We start from the raw sequence: 17882 nt of genomic DNA, 5'->3' as shown, positions 1-17882 counted from the left end.
ACCGAGAACGACACCCCGCCCAGGGCGTGCACCGCGGTGTCCCCGGCGCCGAAGGTGCGCACCAGGTCCTCGACCACGACCATCGCCTCGGAGGCCGCCCCGTCGCCCGCCGGGCCCTCACGCCGTTCCAGCAGTCCCTCATTCATGCCGGTCAGCATAATGGGGGGTCCCCGCCTGCGAGGAAGGGCTTTCGCAGGCGGGTGCGGAAGCCCCGGCGCCTGACACGTGTGACAGCATGCTCGCGCGCGGGACGGCGGCAGGCGAAGGAGACGCGTTGAGCACGGCGAGCACGACCGGTACGGCGAGCACGGAGGCACTGGCGGCGGTCACCGCCAACTTCCGCCAGTATCTGATGGGCTGGGGCGGGACCCGGCGCGAAGACGGCGGCCTCGACCGCTACCGCAGCGGTCTCGCCACGCCGCAGTTCAACGGCGTGGTCCGGATACGGTCCCTGGAGGCGCTCGACGTGGCGGTGGCCACCACGCGCACCGAACTCGCGGGCGTCCCGTGGTGGTGGTGGGCCGGCCCCGACAGCCCCGAGGGCACTTCCGCCGCCCTGACCCGGCACGGCGCGGTCCCGCTCGGCGCCCTGCCCCTGATGGTGCGGCCCGTCGACCACGCACCGGCCCCCCAGGACCCACCGGCCGGCCTGCGCGTCGAGGCGGTCGCGACCCCGGACCGGCTGGCCGGGCTGGTCGGTACGTACCGCACCTCCATGGGCATCGCCGCCGAACTCGAGTCCGGGCTCGTACGGTCCGAGGCCGAACGCGCCGACAACGCGGACATCGTGCGCCTCGCCGCCGTGCTGGACGGTGACGTCGTCGGGACCACGGTGGTGATCACGGCGCACGGCGTGGCCGGCGTCTTCCTCGTGCACGTCGCCGAGTCCCACCGCCGTCGCGGCATCGGCGCCGCACTGACCACGGCCGCCCTCCGCGTCGCCCACGAGCGCGGCACCGGCCTCGCCGCCCTCCTCGCCAGCCCGGCCGGCGAGCCCCTCTACCGCCGCTTCGGTTTCACGACGGTCTCCGAGTACCGGCTGTTCACCCTGCCCGGCTGACCCCGGGCGCGGACAGGGCCCCGGATCCGGCGCCGTCCTCAAGCGGACGGTGCCAGGCTCCGCAGGACGTCGAACTCGTTGCCCTCGGGGTCGGCCATGACCACCCAGCTCCGGCCGGGGCCCTGGCCCACGTCCACCTTCGTGGCGCCGAGGGCGAGGAGCCTGGCCACCTCGTCGTCGGTACTGCCGTCGACCGGGCTGACGTCCAGGTGGAGCCGGTTCTTCACGGCCTTGCCCTCGGGGACCCGGATGAACACCAGGGTGGGCGGCATCTGGCGGGCCCGGACCTCCTCGACGGTCGGCACCCAGGAGCCGATCTCGACCTTGTCCCCGCCCCGGTCGATGACCTCGAAGTCCAGTACCGCGCACCAGAAGGCCGCGAGGCGCTCCGGATCGTGGCAGTCGACGGTCAACTCGGTGAACCTGCTGGTCATTTCTCCCCCAAGCGGTGCGGACGGGTGCTCAGCCTAGGGGGTTTTTGCGACGGGGCACGCGGACGCCGGCGCCTTGAAGAAGAAGGTCGTCGGCCTGAGCACGCCCGCGGGGTCGGCGGCGTGGCCGGGAACGGTGCCGTAGGGGGTCCAGCCGGCGGCGCGGTAGAGGCGATCCGCGGGGCTGTCCGTCTCGGTGTCGAGCAGCAGCAGCGCCGCGCCCGCGGCCGCCGCGGCGTGTTCGGCGGTGGTGAGGAGGGCGCGGCCGAGGCCGTGGCCGCGGGCGCGGCGGTGGACCATGAGCTTGAGCACCTCGGCGCGGTGGCGGCCGTTGGGCTTCGCCTCGTGGGCGAGGCTGACGGTGCCGGTGACGCCGGCGGCGTCGCGAGCGACCCAGACGACCAGGTCGCCGGACGCGACGGCATGGGCGCGGGTGCGCCACCAGGCGGCCGCCTCGGCGTGGGTGAAGGGGGCCAGGAAGCCGAGGGAGGCGCCGCCCTCGACGGCGTCCACCAGGAGGGCGGCGAGGCCGTCGACGGCGTCCGGGAAGTCCGCGGCGGACAGCCGGTCGATGGTGTGCGCGGGGGCGGGGGCGTCCTTCACGGCAGTACGACCACCACGGCGTAACGCGCGCGATCCGGGCCGGGGCAGCGGAAGCGGGAGGCGCCCCAGAGGCGGTAGCGGAGGCAGTCGCCGGGGGCCAGGCGGTGGGCCCGGTCCTGGACGGTGACCTCGAGCGTGCCCTCGCGCAGCCACACGTGGTGCTCGAGCCCGGCGACGGGTGGGCCCTCGTACGCGATGTCCGCGCCGGGGTCCAGCACGCCCTCGACGATCTCGGCGCGCAGCCCCGGCTGCGGCGGGGAGACGGAGCGCCGCTCGAAGCCGGAGGGGGCGTCGGTCCAGACACGCTGGTCCGCGGCGCGTACGAGCTGGGCGGGTTCGCTGCCGCTCTCGACCTCGGCCAGCAGCCGCGACATGGTCCGTTCGTACGCCGTGCACAGGCGCCCGAGCAGGGCGGCCGTGGGGCTGATCTCGGCGCGTTCGAGGCGGGAGAGCGTCGAGCGGCTGATTCCGGTGCGCGTGGCGAGCTCGTCCAGGGACCAGCCGCGTTCGTCGCGCAGCTCGGCGAGGCGCGCGGCCAGGCGCGCGTCGACCGATGCGGGATCGATGTCTCTCACATCCGGGACGATATCCCGAATGTGGGACGCCGTCGAGCGGGAGCCGGTCCTCCGCCGTGGCGGCGCCCCGGGCCCTGCCCCGGCCCAGGTCCTTGCCCAGGGCCGTCACGGACCGTTCGCCCGCGCCGTGTACCGTCGCCGACGGGGTCGAGGCCGGATGGATCGGGCCGAGGCCTGCAGGTGGTCCCTCGGGGACCACCGTCCCGTACGCATGGAAGAGGTACGCACCGCATGACCACCGAACCGTTGCGCATCGGCGTGCTCGGCGCCGCCCGCATCGCCGGGGCCGCCATCGCCGGCCCGGCCCGCACCACCGGCCACCGCCTCGTCGCCGTGGCCGCCCGCGACCGCTCCCGGGCCGCGGACTTCGCGGCCGAGCACGGCGTGGAGCGCGTGCTGGACACGTACGCCGACGTCATCGCCGACCCCGAGGTCGAGGCCGTCTACAACCCGCTCGCCAACGGCCTCCACGGACCCTGGAACCTGGCCGCCATCGCCGCGGGCAAGCACGTGCTCAGCGAGAAGCCCTCCGCGAGCAACCTCGAGGAGGCCGTCGAGGTGCGCGACGCGGCCGCCAAGGCGGGCGTGGTCGTCATGGAGGCGTTCCACTACCTCTACCACCCGGTCGCCCGCCGCATGATCGAACTGCTGGAGTCCGGGGAGCTCGGCGAGCTGCGGCACGTGGAGACCGTGGTCAACATCCCCGCCCCCGCGGCCGAGGACCCGCGCTGGTCGCTGCCGCTGGCCGGCGGCGCCATGATGGACCTCGGCTGCTACTCCCTCCACGCGGTCCGCGCCCTGGCCCCGTTGGCCGGCGGCGCCCCGCGCCTGGTGGCGGCGCGCGGCGGCGAGCGCGCCGTGGCGCCCGGTGTCGACGAGTGGCTGGACGCGGACCTGGAGTACCCGGGCGGCGCCACCGCCTCGGCCCGCTGCCACATGGACGCCGAGGCCCTCGAGATGACCTGGCGCATCGTCGGCAGCCGGGGCGAGGCCACCGCGCCCTGCTTCGTGCTGCCGCACAACGACGACCGGGTCGTGGTCCGCACTCCGGACGGCGAGCGGACCGAGGAGCTGGGCAACCGCCCGTCGTACGCCTACCAGCTCGAGGCGTTCGCGGCGACCCTGCGCGACGGCGCGCCGCTTCCGACGGACGCCGACGACGCCGTCGAGACGATGCGCATGATCGACGACTGCTACCGCGCCGCGGGCTTCGAGCCCCGTCCGCGTTCCGCCGCCGTCACGCCGCGGGCGGCCGGCTGACCGGGCGCCCGCGTCGATGGGGCTCCGGCCGGGTCGCCGTATCCGGCGTGGAGCCGCGTCCGCGTTCCGCCGCCGCCGGTCACCTGCCGGCGGCGGACGGGCGGCGCACCCCGGCGGAGAACGGGGACGGTCACCTGCCCTGACTCCGTGCCGGGTTCGCGTCCGCGGCCACGCTGCCCGGTGTGAGAGTGACCGGCGACCGGTGCCTCCGCCGGGCGGCCCTCGGGCGCACCTTCTCCACCCCGGTGGCGAGGTGGGCGTCGCGGACGGTGTGCCGGGGCCAGGTCACGGGCTCTGATGTCGTACGGGGTCCGTGTCGCTGCCGTCGGGCGACCGGCGGGTAGCCGGCGGGTTCGGTGTCGGCAGGCCCGCGCCGCCGGCGAACCGCCGACCGCCGCGGACCGCGCGTCCGGGCCGAGTCGCGGGTCGACGCCCCCGTGGCCGCCGTCAGGCGACCAGCGGTCGGGTCGTCGGTGTGATGGGGGCGGGCAGGCACGTGCTGCCGGTGAGCCATCGGTCGACCGCCGCCGCGGCTGAGCGGCCCTCGGCGATCGCCCAGACGATCAGCGACTGACCGCGGCCCGCGTCGCCCGCGACGAAGACCTTCTCCACCCCGGTGGCGAAGCAGGCGTCGCGGACGAGGTGGCCGCGCCGGTCGAGTTCCAGGCCGAGCCGGTTCACCAGCCCGCAGTCGCGTTCGACCCCCGAGAACCCCAGGGCCAGCAGCACCAACTGGGCCGGGATGACGCGTTCGGTGCCCCGCTGCGGGTGGCGGTGCCGCGGCTCGACCCCGACCAGGTGCAGTGACCGTACGTGCCCCTCGTCGTCGCCCTCGAAGCGGAAGGTCGAGGCGGAGAACACCCGGATGTCGCCCTCCGGGCCGGGCAGCGGCACGCCGCCGTGCTCCGCCGGGTCCCAGACGCCCCGCCGGGCCAGATCGCGGGCCTCCTCGTGGGCGGGGGAGACCCGGTAGACGTGCGGGTACACCGGCCACGGCTGGTGCTCGGGGCGGCACTCGCCCGGCAGCGGGTTGATGTCGAGCTGCACGACGGAGGCCGCGTGCTGCCGCAGCACCGTGCCCAGGCAGTCGGCGCCGGTGTCGCCGCCGCCGACGATGACGACGTCCTTGCCCTCGGCGCTGACCGGCGACTCGGCCAGGTCCCCCTCCTGGACCCGGTTAGCCAGCGGCAGGTACTCCATCGCCTGGTGGATGCCCGCCAGTTCCCGTCCGGGCACCGGCAGCTCGCGCCAGGCCGTGGCGCCCACCGCCAGCAGCACCGCGTCGTGCTCGGCGACGACCCGCTCGGCGTCGAGGTCCGCCCCCACCTCGACCTCGGTTCGGAAGAGCGTGCCCTCGGCGCGCATCTGCGCCAGGCGCCGGTCCAGATGGTGCTTCTCCATCTTGAACTCCGGTATGCCGTAGCGCAGGAGCCCGCCGAGCCGGTCCGCCCGCTCGTAGACGGTCACCGTGTGGCCGACCCGGGTGAGCTGCTGGGCGGCGGCGAGTCCGGCGGGCCCCGAGCCGACCACCGCGATGCCGAGGCCGGAGCGCCGCTCGGGGGGACGGGGGCGGGCGAGGCCGTCCTCCCAGGCGCGGTCGGCGATGGCGACCTCGACGTTCTTGATCGTGACGGGGTCGGCGTTGATCGTCAGGACGCAGGCGCTCTCACAGGGCGCCGGGCACAGCCGGCCGGTGAACTCGGGGAAGTTGTTGGTGGCGTGCAGCCGTTCCGCGGCGGCGGCCCAGTCCTCGCGGTACACCAGGTCGTTCCAGTCGGGGATCATGTTCCCCAGCGGGCAGGCCTCGTGGCAGAACGGGATGCCGCAGTCCATGCACCGGCCGGCCTGCGCGGAGACGATCGGCAGCAGGCTCTGGCCGGCGTAGACCTCGTGCCAGTCCTCCACACGCTCGCAGACGGGGCGGCGCGCCTGGGTGCGGCGGGGGGTGGTGAGAAAGCCCTTGGGATCGGCCATGGCCGCCTCCGGCGCCGCCGTCACGATCATGGGGTGTCACGGTGACCGCGTCCCCCGGCGCATGGCACCGTCTGGCCACCATACGTCGGGTTCGTCGTTATTTCGACGGCGCGGTCACCGTGCTCTCCCGCCGTGGCTCAGGCCGCGGCCCCCAGCTCCGCCGAGCGCGGGTTGATCAGTACGACGTCGCAGGTCGCGTGCCGCATCAGGGCCTGCCCGGCACTCGCGTCCAGCAGCGCCGACAGCCCGCCGTGGGTGGGCGCCCCGACGACGATGGCGCGGGCCCCGGTGCGTTCCGCGTGCTCGGCGACCAGACGGCCCACCTCCCCGTGGCCGGTGGCGTTCCGCAGCACGTGGCCGACGGCCGGGATGCCGAGGGCGGCGAGCCGGTCCAGGTGCTTGCGGACGGCGGTCCGGGCGGACTCCAGGTCCTCCGCGACGGCGGCCGCGTCACCCGCGACGGCGGACTCCTCGGCGTGGACGACGTGCACCGTACGGCCGTTGATCGTCGCGAGGCGGCCGGCCGCCTCGGTGACCCGCGCGGCGTTCGCGGAGCCGTCCACGGCGGCGACGATGGCACCGCGGCCCGTGTCGCCGGACACCACGGCGTCGTGCTCGACCGGCACCAGTGAGGGGAGGGAGCCGGCCCCGGGCGCCGGCTCCGCCGTGGCGTCGACCTGTTCGGCCTGGAGCTTCTCGGCCTCGTTGAGCAGCCCGTGCGCCGTGGAGAGGATCACGATGCCCAGCACGAGCGCCCCGGCGCCGATGTAGAACGGCACGTGGATGCCGAACGCCTCGACGAGCTTGCCCGCGGCGAACGGCGCCAGACCGCCGCCGATGAAGCGGACGAAGCCGTAGGCGGCGGAGGCGACGGCGCGGTCGACCGGCGCGACGGTCATGACCGCCTGAGTGGTGACCGTGTTGTTCACACCGATGAAGACGCCGGCGACGATCACGCAGACGATCAGCACGGTCCGCTCGTTGGTCCAGATCGCGATGGCCAGCACCGTGAGGGCGAACAGCGCGAGGTTGGCGTAGAGCGTCCGCGCGATGCCCAGCCGGGCCTGCAGGCGCGGGGCGCCGAAGACGGCGAAGACCGCGACGAGGGCGCCCCAGCCGGTGAAGACCAGGCCGAGCTGGATCGCGCCGAGCCCCATCGGGAAGGGCGCGTAGCCGAGCACGGTGAAGAACGCCCAGTTGTAGCAGAGGGCGGTGAGCGACATCGTCAGCAGGCCGCGGTGGCGCAGCGCGCGCAGCGGCTCGCTCAGCCCGGTCTTGCGGGCCGGCAGCGGGATCGGCTCCACGAGGACGACGGTGGCGACCAGGGCGATGGCCATCAGCACGGCGACGCCGTAGAACGGGCCGCGCCAGCTCACGTTGCCCAGCACTCCGCCGAGCAGCGGGCCCACGGCGATGCCGACGCCCAGCGCGGTCTCGTAGAGGATGATCGCGCCCACGAAGCCGCCGCTGGCGCTGGCCACGATCACCGCCAGCGAGGTGGCGATGAACAGGGCGTTGCCGATGCCCCAGCCCGCGCGGAAGCCGACGATGCCGCCGATGCTCCCCGAGGTGCCGGCCAGGGCCGCGAACACCACGATCAGGGCGAGGCCCGCGATCAGCGTCCGCTTGGCCCCGATCCGGCTGGAGACCCAGTTGGTGATGAGCATGGCGACCGCGGTCACCACGAGGTAGCTGGTGAACAGCAGCGTCACCTGGCTGGGAGTGGCGTCCAGTTGATCCGATATCGCGGGCAGGATCGGGTCGACCAGCCCGATCCCCATGAACGAGACCACACAGGCGAAGGCGACCGCGAACACGGCCTTCGGCTGTTTGAACGGACTCACGGAACGGGACGATTGCGCGTGCGCGGTCATGTGGCTGCTCCGACGTAGAACCGATGCCTGATCAATTGCTCCGCTGGGCGGGGCGCGACGAGGCCGGGGGTTGCCCCAGCCGGGTCAGCGCCTCGACGGCCGGCAGTGCGGCCACCAGGGCCGACCGCTCGTCCGGGCTCAGTTGTTGCAGCAACTCCCCGAGCCGCTCGGCACGCACGGCGCGGCGCCGGGCGATGGCCTCCCGGCCCGCGTCGGTGATGTGGACGAGCACCACGCGCCCGTCCGCCGGGTCCGCCGCGCGACCGGCCAGGCCCGCCTCGGCCAGCCGTGACACCACCTGGGTCATCGCCGGCTGCGTGACGCCCTCCAGGGCGGCCAGTTCGGTCAGCCGGAGCGGTCCGGACTGCTCCAGCGTGGACAGCGTGGCCACGGTGGTCAGGGACAGCTCGCTCGGCTGGCTGAGCCTGCGCAGCATGCGGTAGAGCCGCTCGAGTGCCCGCGCCACGTCAACGGCGTGGCCGTGGTCCAGGTCGCCACCGGGAAGATGCATAAGACACTTATATCACTGCCTTATGTATCTGGGGAGGGGTGCCCCCGGGGCTTCCCGGCGTGTCCCTGGGGCCCGCCGTAGCACGGGAGGCGCGAAGCGGAACGGGAGAGCTTGTCTCATCGGCCGCTGTGGGGCGCGCGCACTGTGCCGCCGACGCCCTGACGAACCTTGTCGGCCCGGTAGCGGACGCGGGCTTCGGTCACCGCCTCGACGATGCAGAGAGCGGGGCCACCCTGATGGTGCGGACCGAGCCCGGCAGGGCCGGTGAGGCACGGCCGGTCTGCGGGGATCCGGTTGTTCGGCAGGAGCACGTCGAGGATCACGAAGGCGGTGCCTGTGGCATTGGGCGGTGTGAGGACCGTAGATCCTCACATCACCAAAGCCGGACCACCTCATGCCCGCCGGAGTCGAGAATGACGTGGTCGGATTCCCCGGGGTACGGAAGCCAGACTGAGAACCCGTTCGGCCAATGATGGATTTCGACCGAGGACGCCAGGCTCGAGTCCAGCCGCAACGTGATGAAATCGTCGTCGGCAATTTCGAACACAACCCCAAGCGGCTCGAATGTGACCCGTGCGGGACCATCAGCCGCAGCGAGTTTGATGTCCATCATCGAATGTGCCGCAGCCATCTCAGTTCCAAGCGTCGATAATTTCTTGCAGGAGTATCTCTCGGTTCGCGGCCGAGTTTATGGGCGTCCTGGAATTTGGTGACCCATGCCCGGCCGCGCCCGGCCAGCCCACCACTGGCCAGGCCGACCAGTCAGCTTGGAAACCGCTCGATCTCGGTTCAAGGGCCGGCCAGGCTTCTCAGAATCTGCGAGCTCTGTCCCTGTGGCGCCAGCTTTTCCCCGCAACTAGTCCTACGCCCATTGTCGCGGCGCCGGCCGGGATGAGCCACAGTATGTCGAACTGAATTCCCGCGATCAAGGGGATGAAGCCGATGGGCATCAGCCATCGGAACCACAGGCCCGCGGGCATCCTGAGGGAATCCCACGTGAAGAGTGCAAGTAGACCAAAGATCACCACTAAGCCCAGTACAGGGGTTTTGAACTGCGCGATGTCGGCCGCAACGGAGATTTGACGAATCATCATGTATCCAAAAGTGGAGGCTGTGCTGCTGCCGGTGGGATATCGGTGGCAGCATAGCGGTCAATTGGCCACTATTTCACTGAAATCTGTCCTGAAGGTGGGCGTCGACTTTGAAGCTCACGTTGCTACGAGTTGGCGCCCAGTTGATATGGCTGTCCCGCCATATCGCTCCTCTCGTTGCAGCGAAAACGTACAGCGGTGCGCGCTACTGAAACTTGAATGAGTGATGCCGGGACGTCGCCCGGCCGACTGGTGATGACGGCTCGGCTTCCACAGACTCAGCCGAACAGGTCGTCGGAGAAGCCTGCGGCCTGTAGTAGCGCGTCCGTGGTCATCCACAGCGACACAGTGTCGATCGCGAGCGTCCTGTCGATGAAGCAGTCGCTCGGGATCTCCAGCAGGTCGTCAAAGCGAACCTTCCGCAGAGTTCTCTCCGGGCTTCGCGGACCTCGCGTCACGGTCTGCCAGAACTCGTCATCGGTGTGAATGATGGCCCAGCGCGTCGGGCCGATGGCGAGGCTGAGCGAGTTCTCGGGGATGTCGGCACCCCGCCACAGAGATACGCCGGCCAGGCAATCGACTCCTGCTGCCAGATAGGTCTGCGCGGCCTGGTCAGCGTGCGCGACGACTTCGGCGACGCCAGCCACGTGGCATCCGGTCTCCAACTGGGCGGTTGGCTGCCAGTACCTGAGGTAAAAGGCACCTGTGGTCCCTTGCTCGTTCATGGCGCCTCCGTTCAGGGGCTGTTCCTCCCCCAGCGGCAGAGGGTTCCGGGCGGGTGCTGTTATTTGAGCACGGGTCTGTGCAGGCGCGACCAGCGGGTCAGGCGCCCTGCGCGGGTTGAGGTCGGGCGCGTAGGTGCGCAACTGGACGACCGTGAGCCAGTCGGCGTTCGCGTCGATGAACTCGCGGAGCTGCTTCGTCAGGTGCAGGCGGACGTCGTCCAGGACCAGCACGATCGGACCGTCGAGCTGGATGCCGGCACGGACGATCATGTCCCGGAAGCCGCGCCGGCTGAATCCCTTCGGCTGGTCCTTACGCCCGGTGTACTCATGGACCGCGTAGAACAGCCGGAACCGCCGGTCGGGCCTGCAGCAGGTCATGCCGACCATCGACACCCGACCGGAGCCTCGGCCCACAACGCCGCACGGCGGGTGCGCGGGCGGGAACGGCGGAGGGCCGGGCGCGCCTGTGGCGGCGCGCCCGGCCCTCGTGGCCCCACCCGGGGCGGGGTGGGAGCTCGGAGCGGCTCAGAGGCCGTAGCGCTCCCGGGCCTCCTGGACGGTCTCCCGCTTCACCTCTCCGCGGCCGGCGAGCGCGGCCAGCGCGGCGACGACGACCGACCGGGGGTCCACGCCGAAGTGGCGGCGGGCCGCCTCACGGGTGTCCGACAGGCCGAAGCCGTCGGTGCCGATCGAGTGCCAGTCCTGCGGCACCCACTGGCTGATCTGGTCCGGCACCGCGCGCATCCAGTCGCTGACCGCCAGGACCGGGCCCGGGGCGCCCTCCAGCACGCGTGTGACGTGGGGGAGCGGCGCGTCCTCCCCGCGCAGCCGGGCCGCGTCGTACGCCAAGCCGCCGCGCCGCAGCTCGCTCCACGAGGTCGCCGACCACACGTCCGCCGCCACGCCCCACTCCGAGGCCAGCAGCTGCTGCGCCTCCAGGGCCCAGTGGATCGCCGTGCCGGAGGCCATCAGCTGCAGCCGCGGCGCGTCGGCGGACAGCCCCGCGGTGTCGGCGGCGCGGAAGCGGTACAGGCCCTTGACGATGCCGTCCTCGATGCCCGGCTCCGCCGGCATGGCCGGCTGGATCTTGGGCTCGTTGTAGACCGTCAGGTAGTAGAAGACGTCCTCCGCGTCGGGCCCGTACATGCGCCGCAGGCCCTCGCGGACGATGACGCCGATCTCGTAGGCGAACGCCGGGTCGTACGAGAGCGCCGCCGGGTTGGTGGACGCGATCAGGTGCGAGTGGCCGTCGGCGTGCTGCAGGCCCTCGCCCGTCATCGTCGTACGGCCCGCGGTCGCCCCGACCAGGAAGCCGCGGCCGAGCTGGTCGGCCAGGGCCCACATCTGGTCGGCGGTCCGCTGCCAGCCGAACATCGAGTAGAAGATGTAGAACGGGATCATCGGCTCGCCGTGCGTGGCGTACGAGGTCGACGCGGCGGTGAAGGAGGCCATCGAACCGGCCTCGGTGATGCCTTCGTTGAGGATCTGCCCGTTCTCCGCCTCCTTGTAGTACAGGAGCATGTCGCGGTCGACCGGGTCGTAGGTCTGGCCGAGCGGCGAGTAGATGCCGGCGCTCGGGAAGAGCGACTCCATGCCGAAGGTGCGCGCCTCGTCGGGGACGATCGGCACCCAGCGGCGGCCGCTCTCCTTCTCCCGCATGAGGTCCTTCAGCAGCCGGACCAGGGCCATCGTGGTCGCGATCTCCTGGCCGCCGGAGCCCTTGGCCAGCGCGTCGAAGGGCTTCGCGGACGGCTCGGGGAGCGCCACGGCGTGCACCCGGCGGGCCGGCGCGGGACCGCCGAGCTCCGCGCGGCGCTCCTGCAGGTAGCGGACCTCGGGGGAGTCCGGGCCCGGGTGGGCGTACGGCACCAGGTCGCCGGAGAGCGCGCTGTCCGGGACGGGCAGCTCCAGCAGGTCCCGCATGGTGCGGAACTCGGGGACCGTGAGCTTCTTCATCTGGTGGTTGGCGTTGCGCGACTCGAAGCCGCGGCCCAGCGTCCAGCCCTTGACGGTCTGCGCGAGGACGACGGTCGGCGCGCCCTTGTGCGTGGTGGCCGCGCGGTAGGCGGCGTACACCTTGCGGGGCTCGTGGCCGCCGCGGGAGGTGTGGAAGCACTCGGTGATCCTGGCGTCGGTCAGCAGCTTCGCCATCTCGGCCAGCGCCGGGTCGGCGCCGAAGAAGTGCTCCCGGATGTAGGCGGCGTCGCGGGTCGCGTACGTCTGGAACTGCCCGTCGGGGACCTCGCGCAGCCGCCGCACGAGCGCGCCGGTGGTGTCGAGGGCGAACAGCTCGTCCCAGGCGCTGCCCCACAGCGACTTGACGACGTTCCAGCCGGCGGCGCGGAACTTCGCCTCCAGCTCCTGGACGATCTTGAAGTTGGCGCGCACCGGGCCGTCGAGACGCTGCAGGTTGCAGTTGATCACGAAGGTGAGGTTGTCCAGCCCCTCGCGGCCGGCGAGGCCGAGGGCGGCGGTCGACTCGGGCTCGTCCATCTCGCCGTCGCCGAGGAAGGCCCATACGTGCGAGCCGGAGACGTCCTTGATGCCGCGGTGGGTCAGGTAGCGGTTGAAGCGCGCCTGCTGGATCGCGGCGAGCGGGCCGAGGCCCATCGACACGGTCGGGAACTCCCACAGCCAGGGCAGCCGGCGCGGGTGCGGGTAGGAGGGCAGGCCGTCGCCGCCGGCCTCCTGGCGGAAGTTGTCCAGCTGCCGTTCGGTGAGCCGGCCGTCGAGGAAGGCGCGGGCGTAGATGCCGGGGGAGGCGTGGCCCTGGACGTACAGCTGGTCGCCGGAGCCGTCGCCCTCCTTGCCGCGGAAGAAGTGGTTGAAGCCCGTCTCGTACAGCCAGGCCGCGGAGGCGAAGGTGGCGATGTGGCCGCCCAGGCCCAGGCGGCTGCCGCGGGTCACCATGGCGGCGGCGTTCCAGCGGTTCCATCCGGCGATGCGCCGCTCCATCTCCGGGTCGCCGGGGAGTTCGGGCTCCGCGGCGGTCGGGATGGTGTTGATGTGCTCGGTCTCCAGCAGCGAGGGCACCGACAGTCCGGACGCCTGCGCGTGGTCGAAGGTGCGGCGCATCAGGTAGGCCGCGCGCTCCGGACCGGCGGCACGGCTGACCGCGTCGAGGGAGGCGGCCCATTCACCGGTCTCCTCGGGGTCGGGGTCCGGCAGGTGGCCGAGTGCGCTCAGCGTGGCGTCGGTCATGGTGAACGCCTTCCAGATGGTTCCGTGCGGGCAGGGTGTCCCCGTCTCTCACAGGGTAAGTCTGATCGATGATCGATCAAATACCCTGTGACGAGGGTCACACGTAAGGGGAACTCCGGTGCCGCAGGGCGGCGTCAGCCGCCCTGCGGGGCACAGCCGAGCACGTGCTCCTTGACCAGCTCGCCGACCCGCGGATCTTCCCTGCGGAAGGCCTCCACCACCGCCTGGTGCTCCTCCGCGTACAGCCGCTGCCGGGTGCCCAGCCAGCGGATGGACAGCGCCGTCCACACCTCGATGCCCAGCGACTCCCAGGTGTGCAGCAGCACGCTGTTGCCCGAGGCGCGCACCAGCTCGCGGTGGAACGCCACGGTGTGCCGCACCTGCGCCCCGGCGTCGCCCGCCGCGTCCGCCTCCTGCAGCAGGGCGACCTCGGCCTCCAGCGCGGACAGGTCCTGCCGCAGGCGCGGCGCGGCCAGCTCCGCGGCGATCTGCTCCAGGCCGGCCCGCACCGGGTAGATCTCCTCCAGGTCCGCGGCGGTCAGCCGGCGCACCCGCACGCCCTTGTTGGGGGCCGACTCGATGAGCCGCATGACCTCCAGCTCGCGCAGTGCCTCCCGCACCGGCGTCTGGCTGACCTCGAGCTCGGTGGCGATGCCCCGCTCGACGATCCGCTCCCCGGGCTTCCAGCGGCCGCTGACGATGCCGTCCACGATGAACTCGCGGATCTGCTCGCGCAGAGAGCGGACGACGGGCGGCGCCATGGTTACTCCTCGGGAAAACGGCAGCTGACTAGACGATACGGCGACGGCGGCCCCGGCGGTCCCGGACGGTGGCACCGGGTGTCGCGGCGGCCTCAGGCGAGGACGACCTCCACACTGCCCTCACCCAGCACCTCCAGGACCACGCCGAACCGGCTGTCCGGCTCCCCAGGGTCGTTCAGCCTCGTTCCGAGGGCCCGCCGGGCGACGGCGGAGTCCCGCCACACCAGGGTGCACGGCGTGGTCACCCCGAAGCCGCCGCGCAGGCAGTCGGCCAGGGCGTCGGCGTTGCAGCCGAAGTATCCGCCCGGACCGCTCGACGCCTCTCCCAGCGCGAGGTGGGGACCGGGCTCGTCGGTGACGTGCCGGCCGTCCCGCTCGTACACACACCCGGCCGGACCGGCGGGGTGCGTCGCAGCCGTGGCCGCGCAGCCGCGTGCGACGTCCCGCGGCCACTGCCGCCGCACCATGCTCCCCCCGGAAGAACCGTCTGCCGACTAGCCCAGATCGTAGGTGACCGTCACCGGCGCGTGGTCGGACCAGCGTTCGGGGTGGGTGTCCGCGCGCTCGACCCGGGTCTGCGACGCCCGGGCCGCGAGGCCCCGGGTGGCGACGTGCAGGTCGATGCGCCAGCCGCTGTCGTTGTCGAAGGCGCGGCCGCGGTAGGACCACCACGTGTAGGGGCCCTCGCCCTCCGGGGTGAGGTGGCGTACGACGTCGGTGTACCCGGCCTCGTCGTAGACCCGGGAGAGCCAGGCCCGCTCCGCGGGCAGGAAGCCGGCGTTCTTCTGGTTGGCGCGCCAGTTCCTCAGGTCGCGCTCGGTGTGCGCGATGTTCCAGTCGCCGCAGATCAGCACCTCGCGGCCCTCGGCGGCGGCCTTCTCACGGAGCTTCACCATGTGCTCGAGGAACGCCTCCATGAAGCGCTCCTTCTCCTCCTGCCGCTCCGTGCCCACCTCGCCGGAGGGGAGGTAGAGGCTGGCGACCGTGACGCCCGGCAGCTCGATCTCGGCGTAGCGGCCGGAGCCGTCGAACTCCTCGGAGCCGAACCCGATCCGGCTCGCCGACGGTTCCCGCCGCGAGTAGAGCGACACCCCGGCCCGGCCCTTGGCGGCCGCGGGCGCGTGGAGCACGTGCCAGCCCTCCGGGGCTCGGGCCTCCTCGGGCAGCTGCGCGGCCTCGGCGCGGACCTCCTGCAGGCACACCACGTCGGCCGTGGTCGCCTCCAGCCAGGGGAGGAAGCCCTTCTTGGCCGCGGCGCGCAGCCCGTTCACGTTCACGGTGGTCACGGTGAGCATGACGGGGACGATACCGGCCGCCGGAGGGTGCCCGTACCGGGGCGTAGGCCGCACACCAGTACGATGTGCGGGTGGAGATCCGGAAGACGCGCTACGACCACCCCGACGCCGTGCAGCTGACCGCGCAGGTGCAGCAGGAGTACGTGGAGCGGTACGGGGGCCCCGACGAGACCGCGATGGACGCCGACCACTTCGACGGCCCGCAGGGCCAGTTCATGGTCGGCTACCTCGGCGACGCCCCCGTGGCCACCGGCGGCTGGCGCGGTCAGGACGCCTCCCCGGAGGGCTTCGAGGACGGCGACGCCGAGGTCAAGCGGATGTACGTGGTGCCGGACGCCCGGGGCCGCGGCTTCGCGCGCCGGATGCTCGCCGCGCTGGAGGCCGGCGCCACCGCGGCGGGCCGCACCCGGATGGTGCTGGAGACGGGGCAGATGCAGCCGGAGGCGATCGCCCTGTACGCCTCGTGCGGCTACACGCCGGTGACCAAGTTCGGCCACTACAAGGACAGTCCGCTCAGCGTGTGCCTCGGCAAGTCGCTGCCCGCACCGGCCGTGGAGGCCGTTCCCGCGTAGCCTTGGTCCATGATCGAGGACAGCGCGTCCGCCCGGCTCGCGGCGGGCAAGTACCTACTGGTCACCACCTACCGGCGGGACGGCCGAACCGTGCCCACCCCGGTCTGGGTGGTCCGCGACGGCGACGCGCTCGGCGCGTGGACCGCCGCCGGCTCCGGCAAGGTCAAGCGGATGCGCAACCGCGCCGACGTGCTGGTCGGCCCGTGCGACGTGCGCGGCAACCCCACCGGGGAGCAGGTGCCCGCGCGCGCCGAGCTGCTCGGTCCCGAGGAGACCGAGCGCTACCGCTCGCTGGTCGCCCGCAAGTACGGGCTGTTCGGCCGGCTGACCCTCCTCGGCAGCCGGCTGCGCCGCGGCCGCGAGGGCACCGTGGGCGTGCGGATCACCCTCACGTGAGCGGCGGTGTGCCGCGGCAGGGCGCGTGCACGGTGAGCGTCTGCCGCGACTGCTGCTGCGGTACGGAGAAGGTCCCCGGCGTCGACCACGACGCCCAACTCGACCGGCTGCGGCGGGAACTCGCCGGGGTCTGCCGGGTGCGCGTCACCGAGTGCCTCGACGTGTGCGAACAGGCGAACGTGGTGGTCGTCCAGCCCTCGCCGGAGGGGCGCGCGGCCGGCGGGCGGCCGGTCTGGCTGGGTCTGGTCAACGACCCGGACGCCGTCGGCGACATCGTCTCGTGGGTGCGCGCCGGGGGACCGGGCCGCGCCGCGCCGCCCGCCGTGCTGGACCTCTACGCCATGGACCCGCCCGGCGGCCGCGCCGTGGACACGGCGGACGCCGCGCCCTGAGCGACGGCGCGGCGCCCCGGGCCGCCGGTCGTGAGGCCGAGCCCCCGCCCGGTCACGACCGCCCGGTCACGTCCGCGCGGGACACCTCGCCCGGCCGCCCGCGGAGTTGCGGCCGGCACGGCAGGGGCCGTACGGGCTTCGTCGCCCGTACGGCCCGTGAACCGGCCGTGCCTGAGGGTCAGTCGATGCTGCGCAGGATGTGCGGCTCGTTCAGGTCGTCCTCGTAGCCGGCCAGTCGGATCGGTGCCGACCTGGCCCAGACGTCCAGGTTCCGCACCTCCCGCTGTTGTGCGGGCTGATCGTCGGGCTCCTTGGGGAGCTGGTTCCGCTTGGACTTCTCGGGTGTCACCGCGCACTCCTTCGTGTCGGGTGAGCCGGACGCCGGCCCGGCCGCTGCCGGACGCCGACCGCCCGGTCGGGCTGATGGCTGAGCGGACGCGGTGGCGCCGGTTGCGGAACCGGGCGGGGACCGCGGTGGGCGGTTCCTCCCGGGGCGGAGGCAGGGGGTGTTGGTGCGCCCCCGAAGGCCTTTCCGTCGGGAGAAGCCTATGCCCGCAGGCGGGGTGGCGGCATCCCGATACCGGCGCGCTGGGGGGACGGCCACCCGTCCCGCGTACGCCGGCGGTCCGTCACCCGGCGCTCAACCGCTGAGCCTGGCCGCCTCGGTACGGGCGCAGGAGAGGGTCGCCCACACGGCGCGACCGGTGCCGTGCGCCGGCGGGCGCACGCCCCACCCTTCGGCCAAATGGGCGACAAGGGCGAGCCCGCGGCCGCTCTCGTCGCCGTCCGCGGCCGTGCGGGACAGGGGGCCGGCCGGCTCGCGTCCCTCGTCGACGACCTCGATGTGCAGGGTGCCGCGCGCCGTCCAGAGCAGGCATGCGACGTGGTCGCTGCCGCTGTGCACCACGGCGTTGGTGAAGAGCTCGCTCACCACGAGGCCGGCGTCGTCGCCCAGTCCCGCCAGGCCCCACCGGCTCAGCGCGGAGCGCACCTGGCGGCGCGCGACGCCGACCGACGAGGGCTGCGCCGGCAGTCGGAGCCGGAAGGTGTCCCGGGCGCTGATGGCATAGAGCACACAGGCAACTATGGCCACTGCTTACACAGAAGGCAAGGGTCATTCTGCAAATTGCACAATCGCCAGTATCAGGGTGTGGGTTCCAT

20 protein-coding genes and 1 pseudogene are annotated in these 17882 nt (G+C 72.8%); 5 read left to right on the top strand and 16 right to left on the bottom strand.

Annotation, left to right across the window (positions count from 1 at the left end; genetic code table 11):
* Positions 1-274 precede the first annotated feature (274 nt).
* Positions 275-1060 carry a GNAT family N-acetyltransferase gene (locus tag ACZ7MY_RS38795; protein WP_499609924.1) on the top strand — a complete coding sequence of 262 codons (786 nt, stop codon included), beginning with the start codon at positions 275-277 and terminating at the stop codon, positions 1058-1060.
* 38 nt (positions 1061-1098) lie between these two features.
* Here the strand turns inward: ACZ7MY_RS38795 and ACZ7MY_RS38790 are convergent, their stop codons facing one another.
* The 3 genes from ACZ7MY_RS38790 to ACZ7MY_RS38780 are packed head-to-tail and all read right to left on the bottom strand — an operon-like array spanning position 1099 to position 2669.
* A complete protein-coding gene (locus ACZ7MY_RS38790) occupies positions 1099-1494 on the bottom strand; it encodes a VOC family protein (protein ID WP_499609922.1) in 396 nt (131 codons plus the stop codon).
* Positions 1495-1527: 33 nt separating this feature from the next.
* Complete coding sequence (locus tag ACZ7MY_RS38785) at positions 1528-2064, bottom strand: GNAT family N-acetyltransferase (RefSeq protein WP_499609934.1); 537 nt, start codon at positions 2062-2064, stop codon at positions 1528-1530.
* Between the two features lie 26 nt (positions 2065-2090).
* Positions 2091-2669 carry a helix-turn-helix domain-containing protein gene (locus ACZ7MY_RS38780; protein WP_499609919.1) on the bottom strand — a complete coding sequence of 193 codons (579 nt, stop codon included), beginning with the start codon at positions 2667-2669 and terminating at the stop codon, positions 2091-2093.
* A 231-nt stretch (positions 2670-2900) separates the two neighbouring features.
* On the opposite strand from ACZ7MY_RS38780, the gene ACZ7MY_RS38775 reads away from it, so the two are divergent.
* Positions 2901-3929: a Gfo/Idh/MocA family protein gene (locus ACZ7MY_RS38775; protein WP_499609916.1), complete on the top strand. Its 1029-nt coding sequence runs from the start codon at positions 2901-2903 to the stop codon at positions 3927-3929.
* A gap of 447 nt (positions 3930-4376) precedes the next feature.
* On the opposite strand, the gene ACZ7MY_RS38770 is transcribed toward ACZ7MY_RS38775, so the two are convergent.
* The 11 genes and pseudogenes from ACZ7MY_RS38770 to ACZ7MY_RS38720 all read right to left on the bottom strand — a co-directional run bounded on the left by ACZ7MY_RS38770 (position 4377) and on the right by ACZ7MY_RS38720 (position 15361).
* On the bottom strand, positions 4377-5903 hold the full coding sequence (locus tag ACZ7MY_RS38770; RefSeq protein ID WP_499609931.1) for a glutamate synthase subunit beta: 1527 nt from the start codon (positions 5901-5903) through the stop codon (positions 4377-4379).
* 137 nt (positions 5904-6040) lie between these two features.
* On the bottom strand, positions 6041-7777 hold the full coding sequence (locus ACZ7MY_RS38765) for an MFS transporter (protein ID WP_499609912.1): 1737 nt from the start codon (positions 7775-7777) through the stop codon (positions 6041-6043).
* Positions 7778-7808: 31 nt separating this feature from the next.
* Positions 7809-8288 (bottom strand): MarR family winged helix-turn-helix transcriptional regulator, encoded by a 480-nt coding sequence (locus ACZ7MY_RS38760; RefSeq protein ID WP_499609909.1) that lies wholly within the window; start codon positions 8286-8288, stop codon positions 7809-7811.
* A gap of 116 nt (positions 8289-8404) precedes the next feature.
* Positions 8405-8611, bottom strand: coding sequence for a hypothetical protein (locus ACZ7MY_RS38755; RefSeq protein WP_499609907.1), 207 nt, complete (start codon positions 8609-8611; stop codon positions 8405-8407).
* A 50-nt stretch (positions 8612-8661) separates the two neighbouring features.
* Complete coding sequence (locus ACZ7MY_RS38750) at positions 8662-8919, bottom strand: hypothetical protein (RefSeq protein WP_499609905.1); 258 nt, start codon at positions 8917-8919, stop codon at positions 8662-8664.
* A 178-nt stretch (positions 8920-9097) separates the two neighbouring features.
* The gene (locus tag ACZ7MY_RS38745; protein WP_499609902.1) at positions 9098-9382 is read right to left on the bottom strand and encodes a hypothetical protein; all 285 of its coding nucleotides are present in this window, start codon (positions 9380-9382) and stop codon (positions 9098-9100) included.
* Between the two features lie 829 nt (positions 9383-10211).
* Positions 10212-10533 (bottom strand): annotated as a pseudogene (locus tag ACZ7MY_RS38740) (transposase); the annotation flags it as partial.
* 96 nt (positions 10534-10629) lie between these two features.
* A complete protein-coding gene (aceE, locus tag ACZ7MY_RS38735; protein ID WP_499609898.1) occupies positions 10630-13305 on the bottom strand; it encodes a pyruvate dehydrogenase (acetyl-transferring), homodimeric type in 2676 nt (891 codons plus the stop codon).
* 134 nt (positions 13306-13439) lie between these two features.
* Positions 13440-14066: a GntR family transcriptional regulator gene (locus ACZ7MY_RS38730; protein WP_499609895.1), complete on the bottom strand. Its 627-nt coding sequence runs from the start codon at positions 14064-14066 to the stop codon at positions 13440-13442.
* 92 nt (positions 14067-14158) lie between these two features.
* On the bottom strand, positions 14159-14449 hold the full coding sequence (locus tag ACZ7MY_RS38725; RefSeq protein WP_499609892.1) for a barstar family protein: 291 nt from the start codon (positions 14447-14449) through the stop codon (positions 14159-14161).
* Between the two features lie 111 nt (positions 14450-14560).
* A complete protein-coding gene (locus ACZ7MY_RS38720) occupies positions 14561-15361 on the bottom strand; it encodes an exodeoxyribonuclease III (RefSeq protein WP_499609889.1) in 801 nt (266 codons plus the stop codon).
* A gap of 71 nt (positions 15362-15432) precedes the next feature.
* Here ACZ7MY_RS38720 and ACZ7MY_RS38715 point away from each other — a divergent pair, with 71 nt between their 5' ends.
* The 3 genes from ACZ7MY_RS38715 to ACZ7MY_RS38705 are packed head-to-tail and all read left to right on the top strand — an operon-like array spanning position 15433 to position 16721.
* Positions 15433-15933: a GNAT family N-acetyltransferase gene (locus tag ACZ7MY_RS38715; protein ID WP_499609886.1), complete on the top strand. Its 501-nt coding sequence runs from the start codon at positions 15433-15435 to the stop codon at positions 15931-15933.
* Positions 15934-15942: 9 nt separating this feature from the next.
* The gene (locus ACZ7MY_RS38710; protein ID WP_499609883.1) at positions 15943-16329 is read left to right on the top strand and encodes a PPOX class F420-dependent oxidoreductase; all 387 of its coding nucleotides are present in this window, start codon (positions 15943-15945) and stop codon (positions 16327-16329) included.
* Positions 16326-16721: a (2Fe-2S) ferredoxin domain-containing protein gene (locus ACZ7MY_RS38705; RefSeq protein ID WP_499609880.1), complete on the top strand. Its 396-nt coding sequence runs from the start codon at positions 16326-16328 to the stop codon at positions 16719-16721. Before ACZ7MY_RS38710 ends, ACZ7MY_RS38705 begins: the two co-directional genes overlap by 4 nt.
* A 178-nt stretch (positions 16722-16899) precedes the next feature.
* Here the strand turns inward: ACZ7MY_RS38705 and ACZ7MY_RS38700 are convergent, their stop codons facing one another.
* Both ACZ7MY_RS38700 and ACZ7MY_RS38695 read right to left on the bottom strand, forming a co-directional pair.
* Positions 16900-17070, bottom strand: coding sequence for a hypothetical protein (locus ACZ7MY_RS38700; RefSeq protein WP_018560806.1), 171 nt, complete (start codon positions 17068-17070; stop codon positions 16900-16902).
* 291 nt (positions 17071-17361) lie between these two features.
* Positions 17362-17796: an ATP-binding protein gene (locus ACZ7MY_RS38695; RefSeq protein WP_499609877.1), complete on the bottom strand. Its 435-nt coding sequence runs from the start codon at positions 17794-17796 to the stop codon at positions 17362-17364.
* Positions 17797-17882 lie beyond the last annotated feature (86 nt).

The sequence above is a fragment of the Streptomyces sp. NPDC111520 genome (assembly GCF_055635295.1).
The sequence above is the reverse complement of the archived record's forward strand: the minus strand, read 5'-3'. Positions and strand labels throughout refer to the sequence as shown.

Excerpts from the sequence above, each read along its gene's own strand:
- ACZ7MY_RS38790 (WP_499609922.1), bottom strand. The coding sequence starts at position 1,494 with ATGACCAGCAGGTTCACCGAGTTGACCGTCGACTGCCACGATCCGGAG.
- aceE (WP_499609898.1), bottom strand. The coding sequence starts at position 13,305 with ATGACCGACGCCACGCTGAGCGCACTCGGCCACCTGCCGGACCCCGAC.
- ACZ7MY_RS38765 (WP_499609912.1), bottom strand. The coding sequence starts at position 7,777 with ATGACCGCGCACGCGCAATCGTCCCGTTCCGTGAGTCCGTTCAAACAG.
- ACZ7MY_RS38710 (WP_499609883.1), top strand. The coding sequence starts at position 15,943 with ATGATCGAGGACAGCGCGTCCGCCCGGCTCGCGGCGGGCAAGTACCTA.
- ACZ7MY_RS38775 (WP_499609916.1), top strand. The coding sequence starts at position 2,901 with ATGACCACCGAACCGTTGCGCATCGGCGTGCTCGGCGCCGCCCGCATC.
- ACZ7MY_RS38750 (WP_499609905.1), bottom strand. The coding sequence starts at position 8,919 with ATGGCTGCGGCACATTCGATGATGGACATCAAACTCGCTGCGGCTGAT.
- ACZ7MY_RS38760 (WP_499609909.1), bottom strand. The coding sequence starts at position 8,288 with ATGCATCTTCCCGGTGGCGACCTGGACCACGGCCACGCCGTTGACGTG.
- ACZ7MY_RS38730 (WP_499609895.1), bottom strand. The coding sequence starts at position 14,066 with ATGGCGCCGCCCGTCGTCCGCTCTCTGCGCGAGCAGATCCGCGAGTTC.
- ACZ7MY_RS38745 (WP_499609902.1), bottom strand. The coding sequence starts at position 9,382 with ATGATGATTCGTCAAATCTCCGTTGCGGCCGACATCGCGCAGTTCAAA.
- ACZ7MY_RS38770 (WP_499609931.1), bottom strand. The coding sequence starts at position 5,903 with ATGGCCGATCCCAAGGGCTTTCTCACCACCCCCCGCCGCACCCAGGCG.
- ACZ7MY_RS38720 (WP_499609889.1), bottom strand. The coding sequence starts at position 15,361 with ATGCTCACCGTGACCACCGTGAACGTGAACGGGCTGCGCGCCGCGGCC.